At 60.9% G+C, this 17,045-nt stretch carries 19 protein-coding genes, 2 tRNA genes, 3 rRNA genes and 1 pseudogene; 7 read left to right on the top strand and 18 right to left on the bottom strand.

Annotation, left to right across the window (positions count from 1 at the left end; translation table 11 throughout):
* The first annotated feature begins 145 nt into the window (after positions 1-145).
* The 7 genes from ACYRGX_RS18855 to ACYRGX_RS18825 all read left to right on the top strand — a co-directional run bounded on the left by ACYRGX_RS18855 (position 146) and on the right by ACYRGX_RS18825 (position 8,313).
* Positions 146-1,682 (top strand): 16S ribosomal RNA (locus tag ACYRGX_RS18855).
* Positions 1,683-1,777: 95 nt separating this feature from the next.
* A tRNA-Ile gene (locus tag ACYRGX_RS18850) sits at positions 1,778-1,854 on the top strand.
* 6 nt (positions 1,855-1,860) lie between these two features.
* A tRNA-Ala gene (locus ACYRGX_RS18845) sits at positions 1,861-1,936 on the top strand.
* A 250-nt stretch (positions 1,937-2,186) separates the two neighbouring features.
* Positions 2,187-5,077, top strand: a 23S ribosomal RNA gene (locus ACYRGX_RS18840).
* A 146-nt stretch (positions 5,078-5,223) separates the two neighbouring features.
* A 5S ribosomal RNA gene (gene rrf, locus ACYRGX_RS18835) occupies positions 5,224-5,339 on the top strand.
* The 16S, 23S and 5S rRNA genes sit together here with 2 tRNA genes alongside, the layout of an rRNA operon.
* A 338-nt stretch (positions 5,340-5,677) precedes the next feature.
* A complete protein-coding gene (pncB, locus tag ACYRGX_RS18830; RefSeq protein ID WP_473053966.1) occupies positions 5,678-6,865 on the top strand; it encodes a nicotinate phosphoribosyltransferase in 1,188 nt (395 codons plus the stop codon).
* 242 nt (positions 6,866-7,107) lie between these two features.
* Positions 7,108-8,313, top strand: coding sequence for a tyrosine-type recombinase/integrase (locus ACYRGX_RS18825; protein WP_473053965.1), 1,206 nt, complete (start codon positions 7,108-7,110; stop codon positions 8,311-8,313).
* Here the strand turns inward: ACYRGX_RS18825 and ACYRGX_RS18820 are convergent.
* From ACYRGX_RS18820 to ACYRGX_RS18735, 18 genes and pseudogenes are all read right to left on the bottom strand, one after another.
* Positions 8,310-8,516, bottom strand: coding sequence for a helix-turn-helix transcriptional regulator (locus ACYRGX_RS18820; protein ID WP_473053964.1), 207 nt, complete (start codon positions 8,514-8,516; stop codon positions 8,310-8,312). The two genes, ACYRGX_RS18825 and ACYRGX_RS18820, sit on opposite strands and share 4 nt — an antisense overlap.
* The gene (locus ACYRGX_RS18815) at positions 8,513-8,974 is read right to left on the bottom strand and encodes a hypothetical protein (protein WP_473053963.1); all 462 of its coding nucleotides are present in this window, start codon (positions 8,972-8,974) and stop codon (positions 8,513-8,515) included. Before ACYRGX_RS18815 ends, ACYRGX_RS18820 begins: the two co-directional genes overlap by 4 nt.
* Complete coding sequence (locus tag ACYRGX_RS18810; RefSeq protein WP_473053962.1) at positions 8,971-10,851, bottom strand: DNA cytosine methyltransferase; 1,881 nt, start codon at positions 10,849-10,851, stop codon at positions 8,971-8,973. The genes ACYRGX_RS18815 and ACYRGX_RS18810 overlap by 4 nt, the downstream gene beginning before the upstream one ends.
* Complete coding sequence (locus tag ACYRGX_RS18805) at positions 10,848-11,066, bottom strand: hypothetical protein (protein ID WP_473053961.1); 219 nt, start codon at positions 11,064-11,066, stop codon at positions 10,848-10,850. Before ACYRGX_RS18805 ends, ACYRGX_RS18810 begins: the two co-directional genes overlap by 4 nt.
* A 299-nt stretch (positions 11,067-11,365) precedes the next feature.
* Entirely contained in the window at positions 11,366-12,061 is a 696-nt protein-coding gene (locus ACYRGX_RS18800; RefSeq protein WP_473053960.1) for a hypothetical protein, read from the bottom strand.
* Positions 12,058-12,747, bottom strand: a complete 690-nt coding sequence (locus tag ACYRGX_RS18795) for an HD domain-containing protein (RefSeq protein WP_473053959.1) — start codon at positions 12,745-12,747, stop codon at positions 12,058-12,060. The genes ACYRGX_RS18800 and ACYRGX_RS18795 overlap by 4 nt, the downstream gene beginning before the upstream one ends.
* A complete protein-coding gene (locus ACYRGX_RS18790) occupies positions 12,744-12,950 on the bottom strand; it encodes a hypothetical protein (protein WP_473053958.1) in 207 nt (68 codons plus the stop codon). Before ACYRGX_RS18790 ends, ACYRGX_RS18795 begins: the two co-directional genes overlap by 4 nt.
* Positions 12,947-13,597 carry a hypothetical protein gene (locus ACYRGX_RS18785; protein WP_473053957.1) on the bottom strand — a complete coding sequence of 217 codons (651 nt, stop codon included), beginning with the start codon at positions 13,595-13,597 and terminating at the stop codon, positions 12,947-12,949. Before ACYRGX_RS18785 ends, ACYRGX_RS18790 begins: the two co-directional genes overlap by 4 nt.
* 54 nt (positions 13,598-13,651) lie before the next feature.
* The gene (locus ACYRGX_RS18780) at positions 13,652-13,855 is read right to left on the bottom strand and encodes a hypothetical protein (RefSeq protein WP_473053956.1); all 204 of its coding nucleotides are present in this window, start codon (positions 13,853-13,855) and stop codon (positions 13,652-13,654) included.
* Positions 13,852-14,061: pseudogene (locus ACYRGX_RS18775) on the bottom strand (DNA translocase FtsK); the annotation flags it as partial. The gene ACYRGX_RS18780 and the pseudogene ACYRGX_RS18775, both read right to left, overlap by 4 nt.
* Positions 14,062-14,624: 563 nt before the next feature.
* Entirely contained in the window at positions 14,625-14,888 is a 264-nt protein-coding gene (locus tag ACYRGX_RS18770; RefSeq protein WP_473053955.1) for a hypothetical protein, read from the bottom strand.
* Positions 14,885-15,193, bottom strand: a complete 309-nt coding sequence (locus tag ACYRGX_RS18765; protein WP_473053954.1) for a pyocin activator PrtN family protein — start codon at positions 15,191-15,193, stop codon at positions 14,885-14,887. Before ACYRGX_RS18765 ends, ACYRGX_RS18770 begins: the two co-directional genes overlap by 4 nt.
* Positions 15,190-15,462: a hypothetical protein gene (locus ACYRGX_RS18760; RefSeq protein WP_473053953.1), complete on the bottom strand. Its 273-nt coding sequence runs from the start codon at positions 15,460-15,462 to the stop codon at positions 15,190-15,192. The genes ACYRGX_RS18765 and ACYRGX_RS18760 overlap by 4 nt, the downstream gene beginning before the upstream one ends.
* A complete protein-coding gene (locus ACYRGX_RS18755) occupies positions 15,459-15,782 on the bottom strand; it encodes a hypothetical protein (protein ID WP_473053952.1) in 324 nt (107 codons plus the stop codon). The genes ACYRGX_RS18760 and ACYRGX_RS18755 overlap by 4 nt, the downstream gene beginning before the upstream one ends.
* Positions 15,779-15,967 (bottom strand): hypothetical protein, encoded by a 189-nt coding sequence (locus ACYRGX_RS18750; RefSeq protein ID WP_473053951.1) that lies wholly within the window; start codon positions 15,965-15,967, stop codon positions 15,779-15,781. Before ACYRGX_RS18750 ends, ACYRGX_RS18755 begins: the two co-directional genes overlap by 4 nt.
* Positions 15,957-16,250: a phage antirepressor KilAC domain-containing protein gene (locus ACYRGX_RS18745; RefSeq protein ID WP_473053950.1), complete on the bottom strand. Its 294-nt coding sequence runs from the start codon at positions 16,248-16,250 to the stop codon at positions 15,957-15,959. Before ACYRGX_RS18745 ends, ACYRGX_RS18750 begins: the two co-directional genes overlap by 11 nt.
* Positions 16,251-16,260: 10 nt before the next feature.
* Complete coding sequence (locus tag ACYRGX_RS18740; RefSeq protein ID WP_473053949.1) at positions 16,261-16,854, bottom strand: hypothetical protein; 594 nt, start codon at positions 16,852-16,854, stop codon at positions 16,261-16,263.
* Positions 16,851-17,024 (bottom strand): hypothetical protein, encoded by a 174-nt coding sequence (locus ACYRGX_RS18735; protein WP_473053948.1) that lies wholly within the window; start codon positions 17,022-17,024, stop codon positions 16,851-16,853. Before ACYRGX_RS18735 ends, ACYRGX_RS18740 begins: the two co-directional genes overlap by 4 nt.
* Between the last annotated feature and the right edge of the window lie 21 nt (positions 17,025-17,045).

Raw genomic sequence — 17,045 nt, 5'->3', positions numbered from 1 at the left:
GTTGAATCAAGCAATTCGTGTGGGTGCTTGTGGATTAAGACTGAGATCGCAAGATTATCAGCATCACAAGCAACACTCGTGAATTCGAGAGTTTTTTGCGATTGCTGAGCCAAGTTTAGGGTTTTCTCAAAACCCGATCAGTATTGAACTGAAGAGTTTGATCATGGCTCAGATTGAACGCTGGCGGCAGGCCTAACACATGCAAGTCGAGCGGATGAAGGGAGCTTGCTCCTGGATTCAGCGGCGGACGGGTGAGTAATGCCTAGGAATCTGCCTGGTAGTGGGGGATAACGTTCCGAAAGGAACGCTAATACCGCATACGTCCTACGGGAGAAAGTGGGGGATCTTCGGACCTCACGCTATCAGATGAGCCTAGGTCGGATTAGCTAGTAGGTGAGGTAATGGCTCACCTAGGCGACGATCCGTAACTGGTCTGAGAGGATGATCAGTCACACTGGAACTGAGACACGGTCCAGACTCCTACGGGAGGCAGCAGTGGGGAATATTGGACAATGGGCGAAAGCCTGATCCAGCCATGCCGCGTGTGTGAAGAAGGTCTTCGGATTGTAAAGCACTTTAAGTTGGGAGGAAGGGTTGTAGATTAATACTCTGCAATTTTGACGTTACCAACAGAATAAGCACCGGCTAACTTCGTGCCAGCAGCCGCGGTAATACGAAGGGTGCAAGCGTTAATCGGAATTACTGGGCGTAAAGCGCGCGTAGGCGGTTTGTTAAGTTGAAGGTGAAATCCCCGGGCTCAACCTGGGAACTGCCTCCAAAACTGGCTGACTAGAGTGTGGTAGAGGGTGGTGGAATTTCCTGTGTAGCGGTGAAATGCGTAGATATAGGAAGGAACACCAGTGGCGAAGGCGACCACCTGGACCAACACTGACGCTGAGGTGCGAAAGCGTGGGGAGCAAACAGGATTAGATACCCTGGTAGTCCACGCCGTAAACGATGTCGACTAGCCGTTGGGGTCCTTGAGACTTTAGTGGCGCAGCTAACGCATTAAGTCGACCGCCTGGGGAGTACGGCCGCAAGGTTAAAACTCAAATGAATTGACGGGGGCCCGCACAAGCGGTGGAGCATGTGGTTTAATTCGAAGCAACGCGAAGAACCTTACCTGGCCTTGACATGCTGAGAACTTTCCAGAGATGGATTGGTGCCTTCGGGAGCTCAGACACAGGTGCTGCATGGCTGTCGTCAGCTCGTGTCGTGAGATGTTGGGTTAAGTCCCGTAACGAGCGCAACCCTTGTCCTTAGTTACCAGCACGTTATGGTGGGCACTCTAAGGAGACTGCCGGTGACAAACCGGAGGAAGGTGGGGATGACGTCAAGTCATCATGGCCCTTACGGCCAGGGCTACACACGTGCTACAATGGTCGGTACAAAGGGTTGCCAAGCCGCGAGGTGGAGCCAATCCCATAAAACCGATCGTAGTCCGGATCGCAGTCTGCAACTCGACTGCGTGAAGTCGGAATCGCTAGTAATCGTGAATCAGAATGTCACGGTGAATACGTTCCCGGGCCTTGTACACACCGCCCGTCACACCATGGGAGTGGGTTGCTCCAGAAGTAGCTAGTCTAACCTTCGGGGGGACGGTTACCACGGAGTGATTCATGACTGGGGTGAAGTCGTAACAAGGTAGCCGTAGGGGAACCTGCGGCTGGATCACCTCCTTAATCGACAGATCTCCCTTGCCATAAGCACCCACACGAATTGCTTGATTCACTGACGAAGAAGCGATTGGGTTGATAGACCCGAGCGGTAAACGATTGGGTCTGTAGCTCAGTTGGTTAGAGCGCACCCCTGATAAGGGTGAGGTCGGCAGTTCGAATCTGCCCAGACCCACCAATCGATGGGGCCATAGCTCAGCTGGGAGAGCGCCTGCTTTGCACGCAGGAGGTCAGGAGTTCGATCCTCCTTGGCTCCACCATTTACCACGATTGCTTCGAAAGCTCAGAACTGAGCGCTTTTCCTGAAGAGGGAAGGGTGTTGAGTTCTGGACTTTGCGCCAGAACTGTTCTTTAAAAATTCGGGTTTGTGATAGAAGTGACTGTTTGATTGTTTTCACTGCAATCGAACAGCTCAAGGTAAAATTTGCGAGTTCAAGCGCGAATTTTCGGCGAATGTCGTCTTCACCGCCATACCGAGCGTGCCGAGAGGCAGATTGCTTGGGGTTATATGGTCAAGTGAAGAAGCGCATACGGTGGATGCCTTGGCAGTCAGAGGCGATGAAAGACGTGGTAGCCTGCGAAAAGCTTCGGGGAGTCGGCAAACAGACTTTGATCCGGAGATATCTGAATGGGGAAACCCACCGATCATAAGATCGGTATCTTACACTGAATACATAGGTGTAAGAGGCGAACCAGGGGAACTGAAACATCTAAGTACCCTGAGGAAAAGAAATCAACCGAGATTCCCTTAGTAGTGGCGAGCGAACGGGGACCAGCCCTTAAGCTTCTTGGATTTTAGTCGAACGCTCTGGAAAGTGCGGCCATAGTGGGTGATAGCCCCGTAGACGAAAGGGTCCTTGAAGTGAAAACGAGTAGGACGGCGCACGTGAAACGTTGTCTGAAGATGGGGGGACCATCCTCCAAGGCTAAATACTACTGACTGACCGATAGTGAACCAGTACCGTGAGGGAAAGGCGAAAAGAACCCCGGAGAGGGGAGTGAAATAGAACCTGAAACCGTATGCGTACAAGCAGTGGGAGCCTACTTTGTTAGGTGACTGCGTACCTTTTGTATAATGGGTCAGCGACTTATATTCAGTGGCGAGCTTAACCGTATAGGGGAGGCGTAGCGAAAGCGAGTCTTAATAGGGCGTTTAGTCGCTGGGTATAGACCCGAAACCGGGCGATCTATCCATGAGCAGGTTGAAGGTTAGGTAACACTGACTGGAGGACCGAACCGACTCCCGTTGAAAAGGTAGCGGATGACTTGTGGATCGGAGTGAAAGGCTAATCAAGCTCGGAGATAGCTGGTTCTCCTCGAAAGCTATTTAGGTAGCGCCTCGTGTATCACTGCTGGGGGTAGAGCACTGTTTCGGCTAGGGGGTCATCCCGACTTACCAAACCGATGCAAACTCCGAATACCGGCAAGTGCGAGCACGGGAGACACACGGCGGGTGCTAACGTCCGTCGTGAAAAGGGAAACAACCCAGACCGTCAGCTAAGGTCCCAAAATCCTGGTTAAGTGGGAAACGATGTGGGAAGGCTCAGACAGCTAGGAGGTTGGCTTAGAAGCAGCCATCCTTTAAAGAAAGCGTAATAGCTCACTAGTCGAGTCGGCCTGCGCGGAAGATGTAACGGGGCTCAAACCAGGTACCGAAGCTACGGGTTCATCCTCTGGATGAGCGGTAGAGGAGCGTTCTGTAAGCCTGTGAAGGTGAGTTGAGAAGCTTGCTGGAGGTATCAGAAGTGCGAATGCTGACATGAGTAACGACAATGGGTGTGAAAAACACCCACGCCGAAAGACCAAGGGTTCCTGCGCAACGTTAATCGACGCAGGGTGAGTCGGCCCCTAAGGCGAGGCAGAAATGCGTAGTCGATGGGAAACGGGTCAATATTCCCGTACTTCTAGTTACTGCGATGGGGGGACGGAGAAGGCTAGGCCAGCACGGCGTTGGTTGTCCGTGTTTAAGGTAGTAGGCTGAGATCTTAGGTAAATCCGGGATCTTAAGGCCGAGAACTGATGACGAGTGCTCTTTAGAGCGCGAAGTGGTTGATGCCCTGCTTCCAGGAAAAGCCTCTAAGCTTCAGGTAACTAGGAACCGTACCCCAAACCGACACAGGTGGTCGGGTAGAGAATACCAAGGCGCTTGAGAGAACTCGGGTGAAGGAACTAGGCAAAATGGCACCGTAACTTCGGGAGAAGGTGCGCCGGTGAGGGTGAAGGGTTTACCCCGTAAGCTCATGCCGGTCGAAGATACCAGGCCGCTGCGACTGTTTATTAAAAACACAGCACTCTGCAAACACGAAAGTGGACGTATAGGGTGTGACGCCTGCCCGGTGCCGGAAGGTTAATTGATGGGGTTAGCGCAAGCGAAGCTCTTGATCGAAGCCCCGGTAAACGGCGGCCGTAACTATAACGGTCCTAAGGTAGCGAAATTCCTTGTCGGGTAAGTTCCGACCTGCACGAATGGCGTAACGATGGCGGCGCTGTCTCCACCCGAGACTCAGTGAAATTGAAATCGCTGTGAAGATGCAGTGTATCCGCGGCTAGACGGAAAGACCCCGTGAACCTTTACTGTAGCTTTGCACTGGACTTTGAGCCTGCTTGTGTAGGATAGGTGGGAGGCTTTGAAGCGTGGACGCTAGTCTGCGTGGAGCCATCCTTGAAATACCACCCTGGCATGCTTGAGGTTCTAACTCTGCTCCGTTATCCGGAGCGAGGACAGTGTATGGTGGGCAGTTTGACTGGGGCGGTCTCCTCCTAAAGAGTAACGGAGGAGTACGAAGGTGCGCTCAGACCGGTCGGAAATCGGTCGCAGAGTATAAAGGCAAAAGCGCGCTTGACTGCGAGACAGACACGTCGAGCAGGTACGAAAGTAGGTCTTAGTGATCCGGTGGTTCTGTATGGAAGGGCCATCGCTCAACGGATAAAAGGTACTCCGGGGATAACAGGCTGATACCGCCCAAGAGTTCATATCGACGGCGGTGTTTGGCACCTCGATGTCGGCTCATCACATCCTGGGGCTGAAGCCGGTCCCAAGGGTATGGCTGTTCGCCATTTAAAGTGGTACGCGAGCTGGGTTTAGAACGTCGTGAGACAGTTCGGTCCCTATCTGCCGTGGACGTTTGAGATTTGAGAGGGGCTGACCTTAGTACGAGAGGACCGGGTTGGACGAACCTCTGGTGTTCCGGTTGTCACGCCAGTGGCATTGCCGGGTAGCTATGTTCGGAAGAGATAACCGCTGAAAGCATCTAAGCGGGAAACTTGCCTCAAGATGAGATCTCACTGGAGCCTTGAGCTCCCTAAAGGGCCGTCGGAGACTACGACGTTGATAGGCAGGGTGTGTAAGCGTTGTGAGGCGTTGAGCTAACCTGTACTAATTGCCCGTGAGGCTTGACCATATAACACCCAAACAATCTGTGGCCTAGCTGCAGAGGGTGATGGTGAAGTCGATGTGAACCGAAAGTTCACGCATGAATTCGCAAAAAAGCACTATCACAAACCCGTTTTGGGGTCGCGTCTAAACCACGATACCCCAACCCCATTGCTTGACGACCATAGAGTGTTGGAACCACCTGATCCCATCCCGAACTCAGTAGTGAAACGACATATCGCCGATGGTAGTGTGGAGCTTCTCCATGTGAGAGTAGGTCATCGTCAAGCTTCTATTTCGCCAAACCCCAGCCTGAGCAATCAGGCTGGGGTTTGGTCTTTTCGGCGGCAGAAAAGTCTTTGGTACTTTCTTATAAATCTCCCGACTATGTGGGCTATCCGGATGCATGGCGCTCTTTCAGTGGATGGGGCGTACCGGCAACGATGAATACTGGCCATCCATTAAGTGGTAGTGGTTGCATACTCGTAGTCAAGCAGAGGGGGGCTGGGCTCGCCCGTTCTCTCGGACACGTCATGGCTTCCGGTATGCCTCGATAAGCCCATGGGTTTTGAGGGGAGGACAATCGTCGCTAGGCGTGATCCAATCTGTAAAAATCATGGAGTAAAGCATGCAGACGCAGCCGCGAATCCTGGCGGATTTGCTCGATACCGACTTCTACAAGTTGACGATGATGCAGGCAGTCCTGCATCACTATCCGGAAGCCGAGGTTGAGTACAGCTTCCGTTGCCGCGATGGCGAAGATCTCTCCATGTATCGAATGGAGATAGAGGAAGAGCTGGAGCGCTTGTCCGAGTGCTCTCTGGGCGATGAAGGACAGGCTTTTCTCGAAACCTTTCCTTTCCTGAAAGGCGACTTCATTCGTTTCCTGAGCTTGTTCCGCTTTGATCGGAACTACCTGCATGTGCGCCAGTACGGTCATCAACTGGACATCCGCGTAAAGGGACCTTGGCTTCACTGCATCCTTTTTGAGGTGCCGTTGTTGGCAATCATCAGTGAGGTCCGCAACCGTCGGCGTTATCCCGAGGCCAGTGTGGCTGACGCTGAGGGGCAGTTACTGGAAAAGTTCGAGTGGCTCCGTCAGGCGGCCAACGAAGACGAGCTTTGCTCTTTCAAGGTGGCGGATTATGGCACTCGGAGAAGATTCTCAAGGGACGTGCATGCGCGCGTTGTGCAATTGCTCGCCAGTGACTTCCCAGGAACGTTCGTAGGTACGAGTAACGTTCATCTTGCGCGGATTCATGGTGTCAGGCCTTTAGGTACGATGGCCCATGAATGGATAATGGCTCATCAACAGCTTGGTCCGAGGTTGATCGACAGTCAGATCGCTGCGCTAGATTGCTGGGTTCGTGAGTATCGGGGAAGGTTGGGAATCGCCTTGACGGATTGCCTTACCATGGATGCCTTCCTGACCGATTTCGATCTTTTTTTCGCCAAGCTTTTCGATGGGCTGCGACACGACTCAGGTGACCCACGTGCATGGGCGGAGAAGGCCATCGCGCATTATGAAGGGCTTGGCATAGATCCGCGCAGTCGTACTCTGGTTTTTTCGGACAGTCTCAGTCTGCAGAAGGCGCTGGAGTTACATCGAGAACTGCGTGGGAGGGTTGGGACCAGCTTTGGGATTGGGACAAGCCTGACCTGTGATCTTCCTGGCGTGAAGCCGATGAATATCGTGATGAAAATGGTCAGCTGCAATGGCCAGCCGGTTGCGAAGGTGTCTGATGCACCCGGCAAGGGGGGAGGCTACGACGAGAGCTTCGTAGCTTATCTGCGCCATGTCTTTCGCATTGATTAGCTGCACAAATGACAAGGCCCCGCAGAGCGGGGCCTTGTAGATTCTGGAGCGGGCGAAGGGAATCGAACCCTCGTCATGAGCTTGGGAATCTATATAGCCCCAAATATCAGGGTATCGCGTGGCGTTCCAATAATTCGCTACAATCCGTGTGGCACTAGGGTTGCGAGCTGCGTTGGTCGTATCAGGCAGTCTCATCGGAAACCCTGTTAGTTCAGGACTACTGTCACCGGAAACTGTCACGGATGTTGACCGAAAAGCAGGTTCGATCGCTCAAGCCGGAAGAGGGGCGGGACTACGTCATGTCCGACGGACGTGGCCCGCGCGGTACGGGGGTGCTGTTGCTGAAGGTCCGGCGCAGCGGGACGAAAGAGTTTTACTTTCAATGGCACGCCCAGGGCAAGAAGAAGCAGCGCAAGCTCGGCGTCTGGCCGTCCTTGTCGCTCGCTGAGGCGCGGGAGAAGTGCAGGTCCGCGCAGCCTGATGCCGAGGCGGACGGCACCCTGCAGGATCTGCTCGATTCGTACGTCGCCAAGCTCGATGCCGAGGGTGCAGCCAGTGCAGGAAACGTGCGGTGGGCATTCAAGCGATACATCTCGGAGCCCTTCCCGCACCTGTCGCGCGGGCCGGCCGCTGCGATCGAGCCGGCGGATGTGCGCGATGTGCTGGCCCGGATGATCGGGGAGGGCGTGACGACGTACTGCAACCGGCTGCGCTCGATGCTCCACGCTGCGTACCAGCATGGCCTGGCGGCCGAGTTCAACCCGCGCAGCTATGGTGGGCTCGTGGTGCGTTTCGGGCTGCGGTACAACCCGGTCGCTAGCGTGCCGGTGCAGCGGGACTGGGAGCGCGCTGGCGAGCGCGTGCTATCGAAGGACGAGCTGGCCACCCTCTGGAACCTGCTGCCCGAGCATCTGAGCCTGGTCACAGCAGAGCTGCTCAAGTTCCTGATCGCCAGCGGTGGCCAGCGCCCCGAGCAGGTCACCGAGTCGGACAGCCGCATGTATCACACCGACCACTACGTCATCCGCAGCGAGAAGGGCGTAGACGGGGAGCGGCAGTTGCACGTTGTGCCGTTCAACGCGCTGAGCAAGGCCGCCCTCGAGCGCGTCCGGGCGATCAGTGGCGAGGGCGCCAGGTACCCCTTCGTGGGGCGTTACGATAACTCGTCGATCAATGCGCAGTCGCTGTCGCGCGCAGTGACGAAACTCTACCAGCGCCATGCCGATAGGTTTGCTGGACCATTCACGCTGCGGGATCTACGGCGGACCTGCAAAACCCTGATGGGTGTGGCCGGCATCAGCAAAGAGCTCCGCGACCGCATCCAGGGCCACGCGTTCAGCGACGTGTCCTCGAAGCACTATGACCGGTACGACTATCTGAAAGAGAAGCGGGAGGGATTGCGGATCTGGTCGAGCTGGTTGGTCAGGGTGGCGGGGGTGAGACCCTAGGCTGCTGCCTGGGTCTCGCTCCATCCAGCGGGGTTTTCCAGCCAGGCCTCGACCTCGCTGGCCCGCCACCCCACGCGGCCGGGGGAGAGTCGTACCGGGCCAGGGAATCGCCCGGCCTTGATCTCGCGGTACAGGGTGGCGTGCGACAGCGTCGTGACCGCCAACACCTCGGCCTCGCGCATGTAGCGTTCGATTCGGGTCATACTGCCACCTCGCCCGTCAATCCGAAGTCGAACGCCTGCTGTTCGTGCCCGCTGCCGGTTTCCCGTGGAGCTATGAGCGCTCGTTCTTCCGGCGTTTCTCGCGCCGGCGCGCCCTTTACGGCGATGTACGCGCGACTGACGTCCAGGTTGGAAGCGTGCATCGTGTCTGCCACCCACCGACCCCGGCGATAGACTTGGATCAGATAGTTCTCGTCATCAGGCCGACAGAACGTCCCGCCGTCCCTAGTGATGTGCGTGGCGCCTGCAGGGGCCGGCCCCGTATAGACAGGGGTGGGTTGCCGGCGCTCTCGTTCTTCAGTGGCGCAGGCAATGGCGTCCTTTGTGCAGGTGTGCTTGTGTGGGCAGCGCCAGAGGATTTTGAAGCTCGGGTCGCGCAGGCAACCCTGCCAGACGCTTGGAGCCAGCTGCTCAGTCGATACGATCAGGATATTGCTCATGCTGCCTCCGGAATGTCTTGCTCATCGAACAGCGGGTTCGCGCGTAGCAGCGCGACCAGCGGAGGCGGTGAGACGGAATTGCCGACCATGCGGACCTGGTCGCGGGCGCGGATGGTGCGGCCATCGTGGCCGCGGTCGATCACGTAGCTGGGCGGGAATCCCTGGGCCAGGAACAGCTCGACCGGGGTCAGCATGCGCATGCCGATGTCGACGATCACGTACGGCGCGCCCTGGATGGTTACCGTGACCAGCGCGATGCGATCGCGGGTGGTGATGGTTGCTGCCGGGTCGCGAGGGTCGTAGGTGTTATCGGAGCCGTAGTAGCCCATCAGGAACGCCGCCACGCGCAGCGCGCCGGCCTCGTGTTCGGGTGCCAGGGTGCATTCCATCAGCGCCAGATCATCGCCGCCGGCGCAGAGCGTCGGGGCGCAGTCCCGTGCATCCCGGCCTACGCAGCCGTTTCGCAGGGTCACCAGGCTGGCCGTCACGACGTTCTGCTGGCTGCCGGTCGTGGTGATCGCCGTTGCTGGCCGCGTCGGGTGGTGGCCTGGCGTTGTGCAGAAGCCGCCGTTGTGCTGAGCCAGGTACGCGACGGCCAGGGCGCGATGGTTATCGGTGAGGATCGTGCCGACCGGGCCTTTCGGCGAGGTGGGTTTGCCGGCGTAGCCAGGGCCCCCGGCGCCGACCAGTACCGGGCTGACAACGGCGAAGTGTCCGCCCTTCACGCCGGCGCATAGGGTTGGGATCGGATCATCAGTCGGGACATTGCGCTGCCGGCTCCCATTGGAGTGCTCGGTGATGAAGGGGGCTATGGTGGGTTGCACGACTGCGAAGCCTTGCCCAGTCGTGATGGTCGCGGCTGGGTTTCGTACCGGCTGGCCACGGAACTGCGCGCCGCCGTGGTTCACGCTGACGATAAACGGATCAGGATGCTCGAGTACGAACCGGCGGATGCCTTTTCGGATGCGCTCCATCGTTTTGGGCACCAGCGGGCGCTTGACCTTGAACCGGCGGGCTTCCTCGGTAGTGAGGAAAATGCTCGGGCACGGGATCGACCAGTCGATGCATTCGGCAACCGGCCGCCACGGCAGTTGGCCCGGCTTGGGTACCTTTGCGTGGGTGGGTTCGGGCCAGTGCAGCGGCTTGCCGTCACGACGAGCGATGAAGAAGAGCCGCTCGCGCGTGGTGTGGGCGCCGTAGTCCGCCGCGTTCAACTTGCCGCAGAGCACCTCGTATCCCTGGGCCTTGAACTCGGCCACCAGCCGCCGCCAGTAGCGGCCGCGCTTCTTCGGGTTGGGCACCAGGTACTGGTTCTGCACCGGCACGCGCTCGCCGGGTTCGGCGATGCGATTGACCATCTTGCCCGTGCGCGGGCAGGGGACCAGGTCGAGCGTGACGACGCGGCCCGTGGTGGGGCAGCGCTTGGCGATCAGGTTGCCCCACTGGAGGATCTGGACGACGTTCTCCATGGTGACCAGCAGAGGCTTGGTCTTGCCCGTCCAGCGCAGCATCTCCCATGACAGCGAGCGGCTCTGCACGTCCCGCGGTTGGCCGCCCTTGGCCTGGCTGTGGTCGGTACATTCCGGGCTCCCGTGCAGGTGCCCGACGGGGCGTCCGCCGGTGGCCTGGAGCGGGCATTGCTTGCGCACGTCCTCGCGGTAGTGCGCAGCATGAGGGTGGTTGCGCTCGTGCAGGCTGATGGCCTGGGCATCGTGGTTCAGGGCAACGTCCACAGGCTCGCCGGTGGCTTCTTCGATGGCCACCGAGGCGCCCCCGCCGCCGGCGAATATGTCGACCTTGATGTACCCGTGCAGGTTAAGGGATAGCTGGCGACGCACAGCGCCAGCGATCGGGCTGACCTTGTTGTAGGCGGTCACGCTGACACCTCCGGCACCGGGCCCAGGACGAGCAGCGCAGCCTCGGCGGCGATCTGGACGGCCTGGGTGCGCGTAGGGGCGCCCGGCAGGGGCTGGATGGGGTGGTGTACGCGCTCGGCCACTTCGGAGAGGAACAGGGCGAGGGCGCGATCGCGCGGGGAGGGGCTGGTGGTGAGGGCGCGCAGGCGCGCGCGGGCTTCCCAATCGGCATTCATGGTGGTGGTCCTGGGGGTCTTATACCCCTTGGCAAGCTGCGCGTGCGGGCGAATTGCATAGCGCAGCGGGGTCGCAACTGGGGGTGCGGGGCGCACGCCTGCGGGTGGGGTATACGCACCTGCGGGGGCGGGCAGAGCGGAGCGAAATAGGCCTGCTGCTACGCAGCAGAGGCTCTCTATATCGCCACCGTCCAGCCTGGTGAGGCGGCCGTCGCGCAGCGATGTACGGCGGCACAGCGGTGCGCGGCCGCCGGCGCGCAGCAGCGCGCCCGGTGCCTTGGTGGTCAGGGTGGCGAGGCTCATGGCGTGGCCTCGCTGACGGGAATGCCGGTAGGGATGCGAGCAAATTCGACGACCCATACCCAGGGGTTGGCGTCCCAGTTGCCGCCCGTAGCAAGCCACAGGTCGCGGAATGCGGGTTGGGGATACTTGTGGCAGTTTCCACCCTCATCGGTCGCTGTCCACGCGCGGCTGCAGTCGCGGTAAACACCTTCCGCCACGGATTGCTCGTAGGTAATGTCCTGCAGGCGCTCGACGCGTACGTCGGTGACTTCCAGCAGGATGCGTGAAGCCCAGCGAGGCATGTGGATGCTAGGGCGCCAGCGCGCCAAGTGCAGTTCGGCATACCAGCAGGAGAAGTGGTACTTCTTCCAGCGCTGATCCTGGTAGTTGAAGGCGCCGTCCTCATCGAGGAACAGGTCTTCCTGCATCAGGTCGCGGATATCATCGTCAGCGCGGTAAGCCAGCGACGGCGCGCCGCACATGTTCACGTCTGACCAGGTCTCGCGCACCCACAGCCGGTCACCCGGCTGGCCGTAGGGGCAAACAATCTGCGCATGCAGACCCGCGCCCAGGGTCTTGAACGGGGTGGTCGGGTCGGACATCGAGCCGAGGAAATCCGGCTGCGGCTTGATCGCTCGTCGCGTCACCGTCTTCCGGCCCTCGAGGACCGCGCGGACCATCGGGCCGGCGAGTAGGATCGGACGCTCTTTCATGCCATAACCCTCCGCCGATGGCTCGTCCCCAGTTCCTCCAGCAGCGCCTGGTGGTAGTGCTGTGCCGCTTCTTCGCGGGTCCAGGGCACGCAGCGTTCGGCGATGGGGGCGACGTCCTCGAGGCAGGGCCAGGGCTCGGGCGAGTCCGGCATCACGTCGCGGCGCTCGGTGGCGAGGGCGATCATGTCGGCCTGATGGACGCTCGCCGGCATTTCCGGTTCCAGGTCGAAGCGCTGGCAGATCACGCCCCAGACGTAGGCCTCGAGTTGGCGATAGGGCGAGGTGATCGTGTCCATCTCAATGCCGTGGGGTTTCTGCCGGCGCCATCGTCGATTTTCGAGGATTTGGCGGAACAGCTCCGGTGACACGTGCAGCGACTCGGCAACGATCAGGACGGCGTCGAGCAGGGCGCGGTGGTAGTCATCCAGCAGCAGCTTCACCGGCTGGACCAGGTCGCCGAGCAGGTACTCCGGGGCGTCGTGTAGCAGGGCGTGCAGGCGGTCCTCGGGCGGGACGAGTTGGGCGACGAGCAGGGAGTGCTGCGCGACTGAGTAATGGCGCTTGCTGTGGCCGTTGAAACGGCAGATCCCGGCCAGGCCATAGGCCAGGTCCTGGGTGGTGATGTCGCTGGGCTGCAGGGCAGTGAGGTCGAGCGTGCGGCCGGTGGCGGTGAGTTCGAGGCTCATGCGGTGGCTCCCGAGCGGCTGGTGGCCATTTGCAGCTCGGCGTCGATGTCGTACACCTGCTGCATGAGGTTGGAGAGAGTGGTTTCCACGCGCAGGCGCGCGTCGACGTCCATGTTCGGGATGGCCGCGCGGAGCTTTTCGCAGTTGGCGATGTGCTGCCGGCGCTTGGCGTGCAGTTCGTGGGTGGTGAGGAAGTCGCTCATGCTGCAACACTCCCGCGCTCGGCCTGAGCGGCCTGATGCCGGCGCACGATGTCGCGGAGGGCGTCGCGCAGGTGGTGGAATTCGGCGGTGGGCCAGGCGCCCTGGAATTCGATGGCCGCGCACATGGCGCCGGTTTGTTCGCAAGTGGCTTCTTGGTTCAGCCACTCGATCAGGGTGGTGTCGCTGAGCGTGTCGCCGGCGCCCTTCAAATGCTGCTCGACGCGCTCGGCGATCGCGCGCAGTTGGGTGGCAGCTAACTGGTAGGCATCGCCCTTGCTGCTGCCCCGCTTTGCGAACTCGGCGCTGGCCCGGCCGAGGGTTTTGGCGGTCGCGAGCAGGGCTACCAAGTCGCGCTGGTTGAAGGCGCAGGTCTGCAGTTTGCCGAGCGCCTCTTCGTCGGCCGCCAGCTCGCGGCGGGTCATCAGCAGCAGCGCCTCGGCAGTGCGGCGGGCGTTCTCCGATTGAGTTAGGGACTCGCGGACGCGGCCGAGCATGTCCACTACGTTGTGCTCGGTGAATTCGCGGGCCCTGAGTTTGGCGCGCAGGTCGTTGACTTGGTGTCGAGCGTGCAACGTGGCTGCGAGGTAGCCGAGGCCTGCCAGCGCGAGGGCGGCGAGGATGAGATAGAGCGGCATGAGGGGGTGCATGGTGGTGTGCTCCTGGGGTGGTGTTGGCCGCTGGTGGTGGCAGCGGGGGTTGAGTTACTCGTCGTCCGGGTCTGGCGGGTCGGCCAGTCCTGCCATCAGCTTCGCCTGATAGGCGCCGTAGCCTTCTTCTCGCAGGTCGTCGTAATAGGCCCAGTCCGCCGCACCGCCGAAGGCGGAGTGGGTCGCGCATAGGCCGCGCTCCAGGTTGTCTTCGGAGCTCAGGGCTTTGCCGCATTCGCGACAGCGGGTGTAGGTCATGCCTGGGCTCCCATAGGCGCGATCACCTCGCGCCCGCCGTTGGAATTCATCGGAGTGACGACGCCCTCGGCCTCCAGCGCCTCAATCAGTCGGGCCGCGCGGTTGTAGCCGATCTTCAATAGGCGCTGGATCGCGCTGATGCTGGCTCGGCGGGTTTCGATGACGAACTCGCGGGCCGCGTCGAGCAGGCCGTCGGGTTCGTCGCCGTTTGGCTCGGCGATGATGCTGGCGAGCTGCTGCACGCGGCTGGCGATAAGGTCTTCCAGGGCTTGGTCGAATTTGTCCCGGCGCAGTACCGGGCGGGCGCTGTCCTGCTGCTCGAGCAGGCCGAGCTGGGCGGTGGCCAGTTCGATCTCGATGTCCTGGGTGAGGAAGTCGGCGAGGATCGGTAAAGCGTTTGCGGGCGGGTGGTGGATGCTGCAGCTGAATGTCAGCGCGGCCAACCGCCCGCTCATGGGCGAGAAGCGAAATCCGCCCAAGGCACAGTGCGGCAGGTGCAGGCCGAGCGTGGTCAGCTCGACCTCGGGTACCTTGGTCTCGATTTTCGTGCCGGCGAGCTTGGGGAAGCGCGGGGCGCCGTCCTCGTTAGCCAACCAGAACGCCTCGATGCACTGGCCCTCGTTGTCGATGCACAGCAGGGTATCGACGATATCGGCGGAGACGACGGCGGACAGCTTGAGGTCCAGCGCGAGGGCCTTGGCTTCTTTGGGGCCTTCCTGGCGCACGTTGACGTGTTCCAGGGTGGCGACGGTGGAGAGGGTCAGCTCCATCACGCGGCCTCCTGCTGGGCCTGATGTCGGGCCTTTTTGTTCATCAGGTAGCAGGCCTTGCACCAGGTGTGCAGACCGGTCGAAGTGCTGGGGTTGGTGAAAAAGAACTCGCTGTCTGCGGGCCAGTACTCCCCGCACATCGAGCACCGGCGCTCCAGGCCCAGGCCCGTAATCAGGTAACGGCCGTTTCCGAGGCCGATCTGCAGCACCAGCGGTGTGGGGATCGGACAGAATGCGGCGATTTCACTCTTTGCGCGGCTCATGCGTTGGTCTCCTGCGCGGCGGCGAGCGTCTCGTCGGCGCGGAATGCGCGGGCGTCGATGAGGGCGGCCAGGTGGTGGATGTGCACGAATTTCAACGCCTTGCGGCTCTCGTGCAGGGTGGTGATTGGCAGAGCAACGCTGCCGTCGCGCAGGCGCTCGTCGAACGTCTCCGGGTTGAGGTTGCGGAAGTACCTGGTGCGCACCTCTTCGAGCGGCACCAGCACGTTGTCGTGGGTGCGGTGTAGCAGCTCGACGGTTTCGCGCATGGGGGCGGGCTGCAGGCGCAGTTGGGGCTGGCTGCTCATGCGGGTTGCGACTCCCGGCGCCATTGCTGTTCCTGCTCGGGGGTGCCGCGCAGGGGCATGAGATAGCGCTCCGGAACGTAGATTGGCGTCACGCCATCATCCGTGACCCACCATGCGTCGCAGCCGGCCTCGTAGGTTGTCTGGTCGTATTCAAACCAAGAGCCCACAGGGATCCGTTCTAGAAGCTCTACTTGCTGGTAGGCCAGAAGAAAGTCGCCGAAATCCTTGGTCGTCAGCGCCAGGTCGCCCGGCTTGAAGGAGGCGTTCATGCGGCCTCCGGCGTGCTGATCGGCGCCGCAATGTAGTGCTTTACTACCGCGCGGCTGTGGGGTGGCTCGCCGTGGTTTAGCTCTATGGCACGGTAGTAGCGCGCCTCTATGTTCACGCGGCTCAGCCGCTCGAATTCGTCGCCCGTGAGGGCGTCGAGGATGAGTGCCCCATGCATCAACCCTGCTGCCTCGCAGCTGTTGCTATCCATACTGAGGTGGCAGGTGGCGTAGCGAGCGCGCGTGATCAGCTGCAATACTCGTTCGATCAGCCGCGCGCGGCGCTGGATCTGGTGGGCCTCTCGTTCCGCTTTGGTGCTCATGCCGTCTTCCCTCCGTTGGGGTGGTTCCAGGCGATCTGGACGTGGGTGGCCACCAGGTCGCGCCAGTCGTCCGGCACGTTCTGCAGCGCGGCCGAGCGTTCCTCGCGGGTTTTCAGCGCGAGGATCTGGCGGGCGTACTGGCGCGGCCAGGTGCGGTGCTCAAGCGCAGGGCGTTCAGGCTGCATAGCGGCGCTCCGGATCGGTGGGTGGCATGGGGCGCTCGATGCCGAGCTTGTCCGCCAGCCAGTTCAGGCCAGCCGGGCGCACGCGGGTGCTGTGGCTGTACTGCTGGCCCAGCTCCGGGTGAAACCACTGGCTTTCCTTGATGCGCAGGTAGAGCTGGTCGCGCAGCGGGTGAGTGGGCAGGTTCTGCTCGGTGAGTAGGCCGGCCACGCGCATGCGCTCGATCAGCGCCGGGCGGGTGACGCCAAGGCGTTTGGCCGCCTGTTGCAGGGTGAGATCTCGCATGGCATGGCCCTCACGCTGCGGCCGCGGATGGGGTGGCCAGCTCGTGCAGTTGGCTGATCAGCTCGGCTACTGACCCCAGGGCGATTTCGCCTACGTCCGTTCCCCGGTACGTCACATGCAGCGTGCGCGGGTGGCGGTTGCCGATGCAGAGGATGACCGCCAGCCATGACGCGTTCTGGCGAACCTGCCGGCAGGCGGCGACGTGGATCGGCAGGGGCAGCCCGGTTTCGATGGCCACGTGGCCACCGCGCTGGATGAGCTGTCGCAGCTCGGCGAGCTGGTCGTCGCTGAGTAGCGGTTCCTGCTCTGGCAGCGTGTGCGCGCGGATCGGCTCGGGGGCTGCCGTGTCGGCGGTGCCGTTGAGAATGCCCTCGATCCAGTTGATCAGCTGCCCGGTGTTGCGGCGGTCGTCTGTGGCCAGGGTGAGGCTATGGCGCTGGCCGTGGATTTCGAGCGCAATGCGAGTCTCGGCCTCGCCTCGCTCGGTGGTCAGCTGGAACTGCACGACCTGGCCGGCCCCGAGGCGTACCTGGTGGCCGAAAGTGCCGGTGAGGTTGATCTGGGCGTTGAGACGCAGCGTGGTGTTTGTGTCGAGGGTGATCATGCGGCGTCACCTCCGAACGGGCCGCGGTCGGCCGGGGCCGGCGCGGGTTTGGTGATGCGCGAGAGGGTGTAGCGGATCAGCTGGGCCCCGGTGCGGGCCGCGTTACGGCGCAGCTCGAAGATGCGCTCGGGCGGGCACGACGGGAGGACGTGCAGGGAGGCGGTGGACATGGTGGTGAACCTCGGCTCTGT

Source organism: Pseudomonas sp. R4-15 (assembly GCF_055768815.1).
Note: the sequence above shows the minus strand (reverse complement) of the source record. Positions and strands in the feature narration are given on the sequence as shown.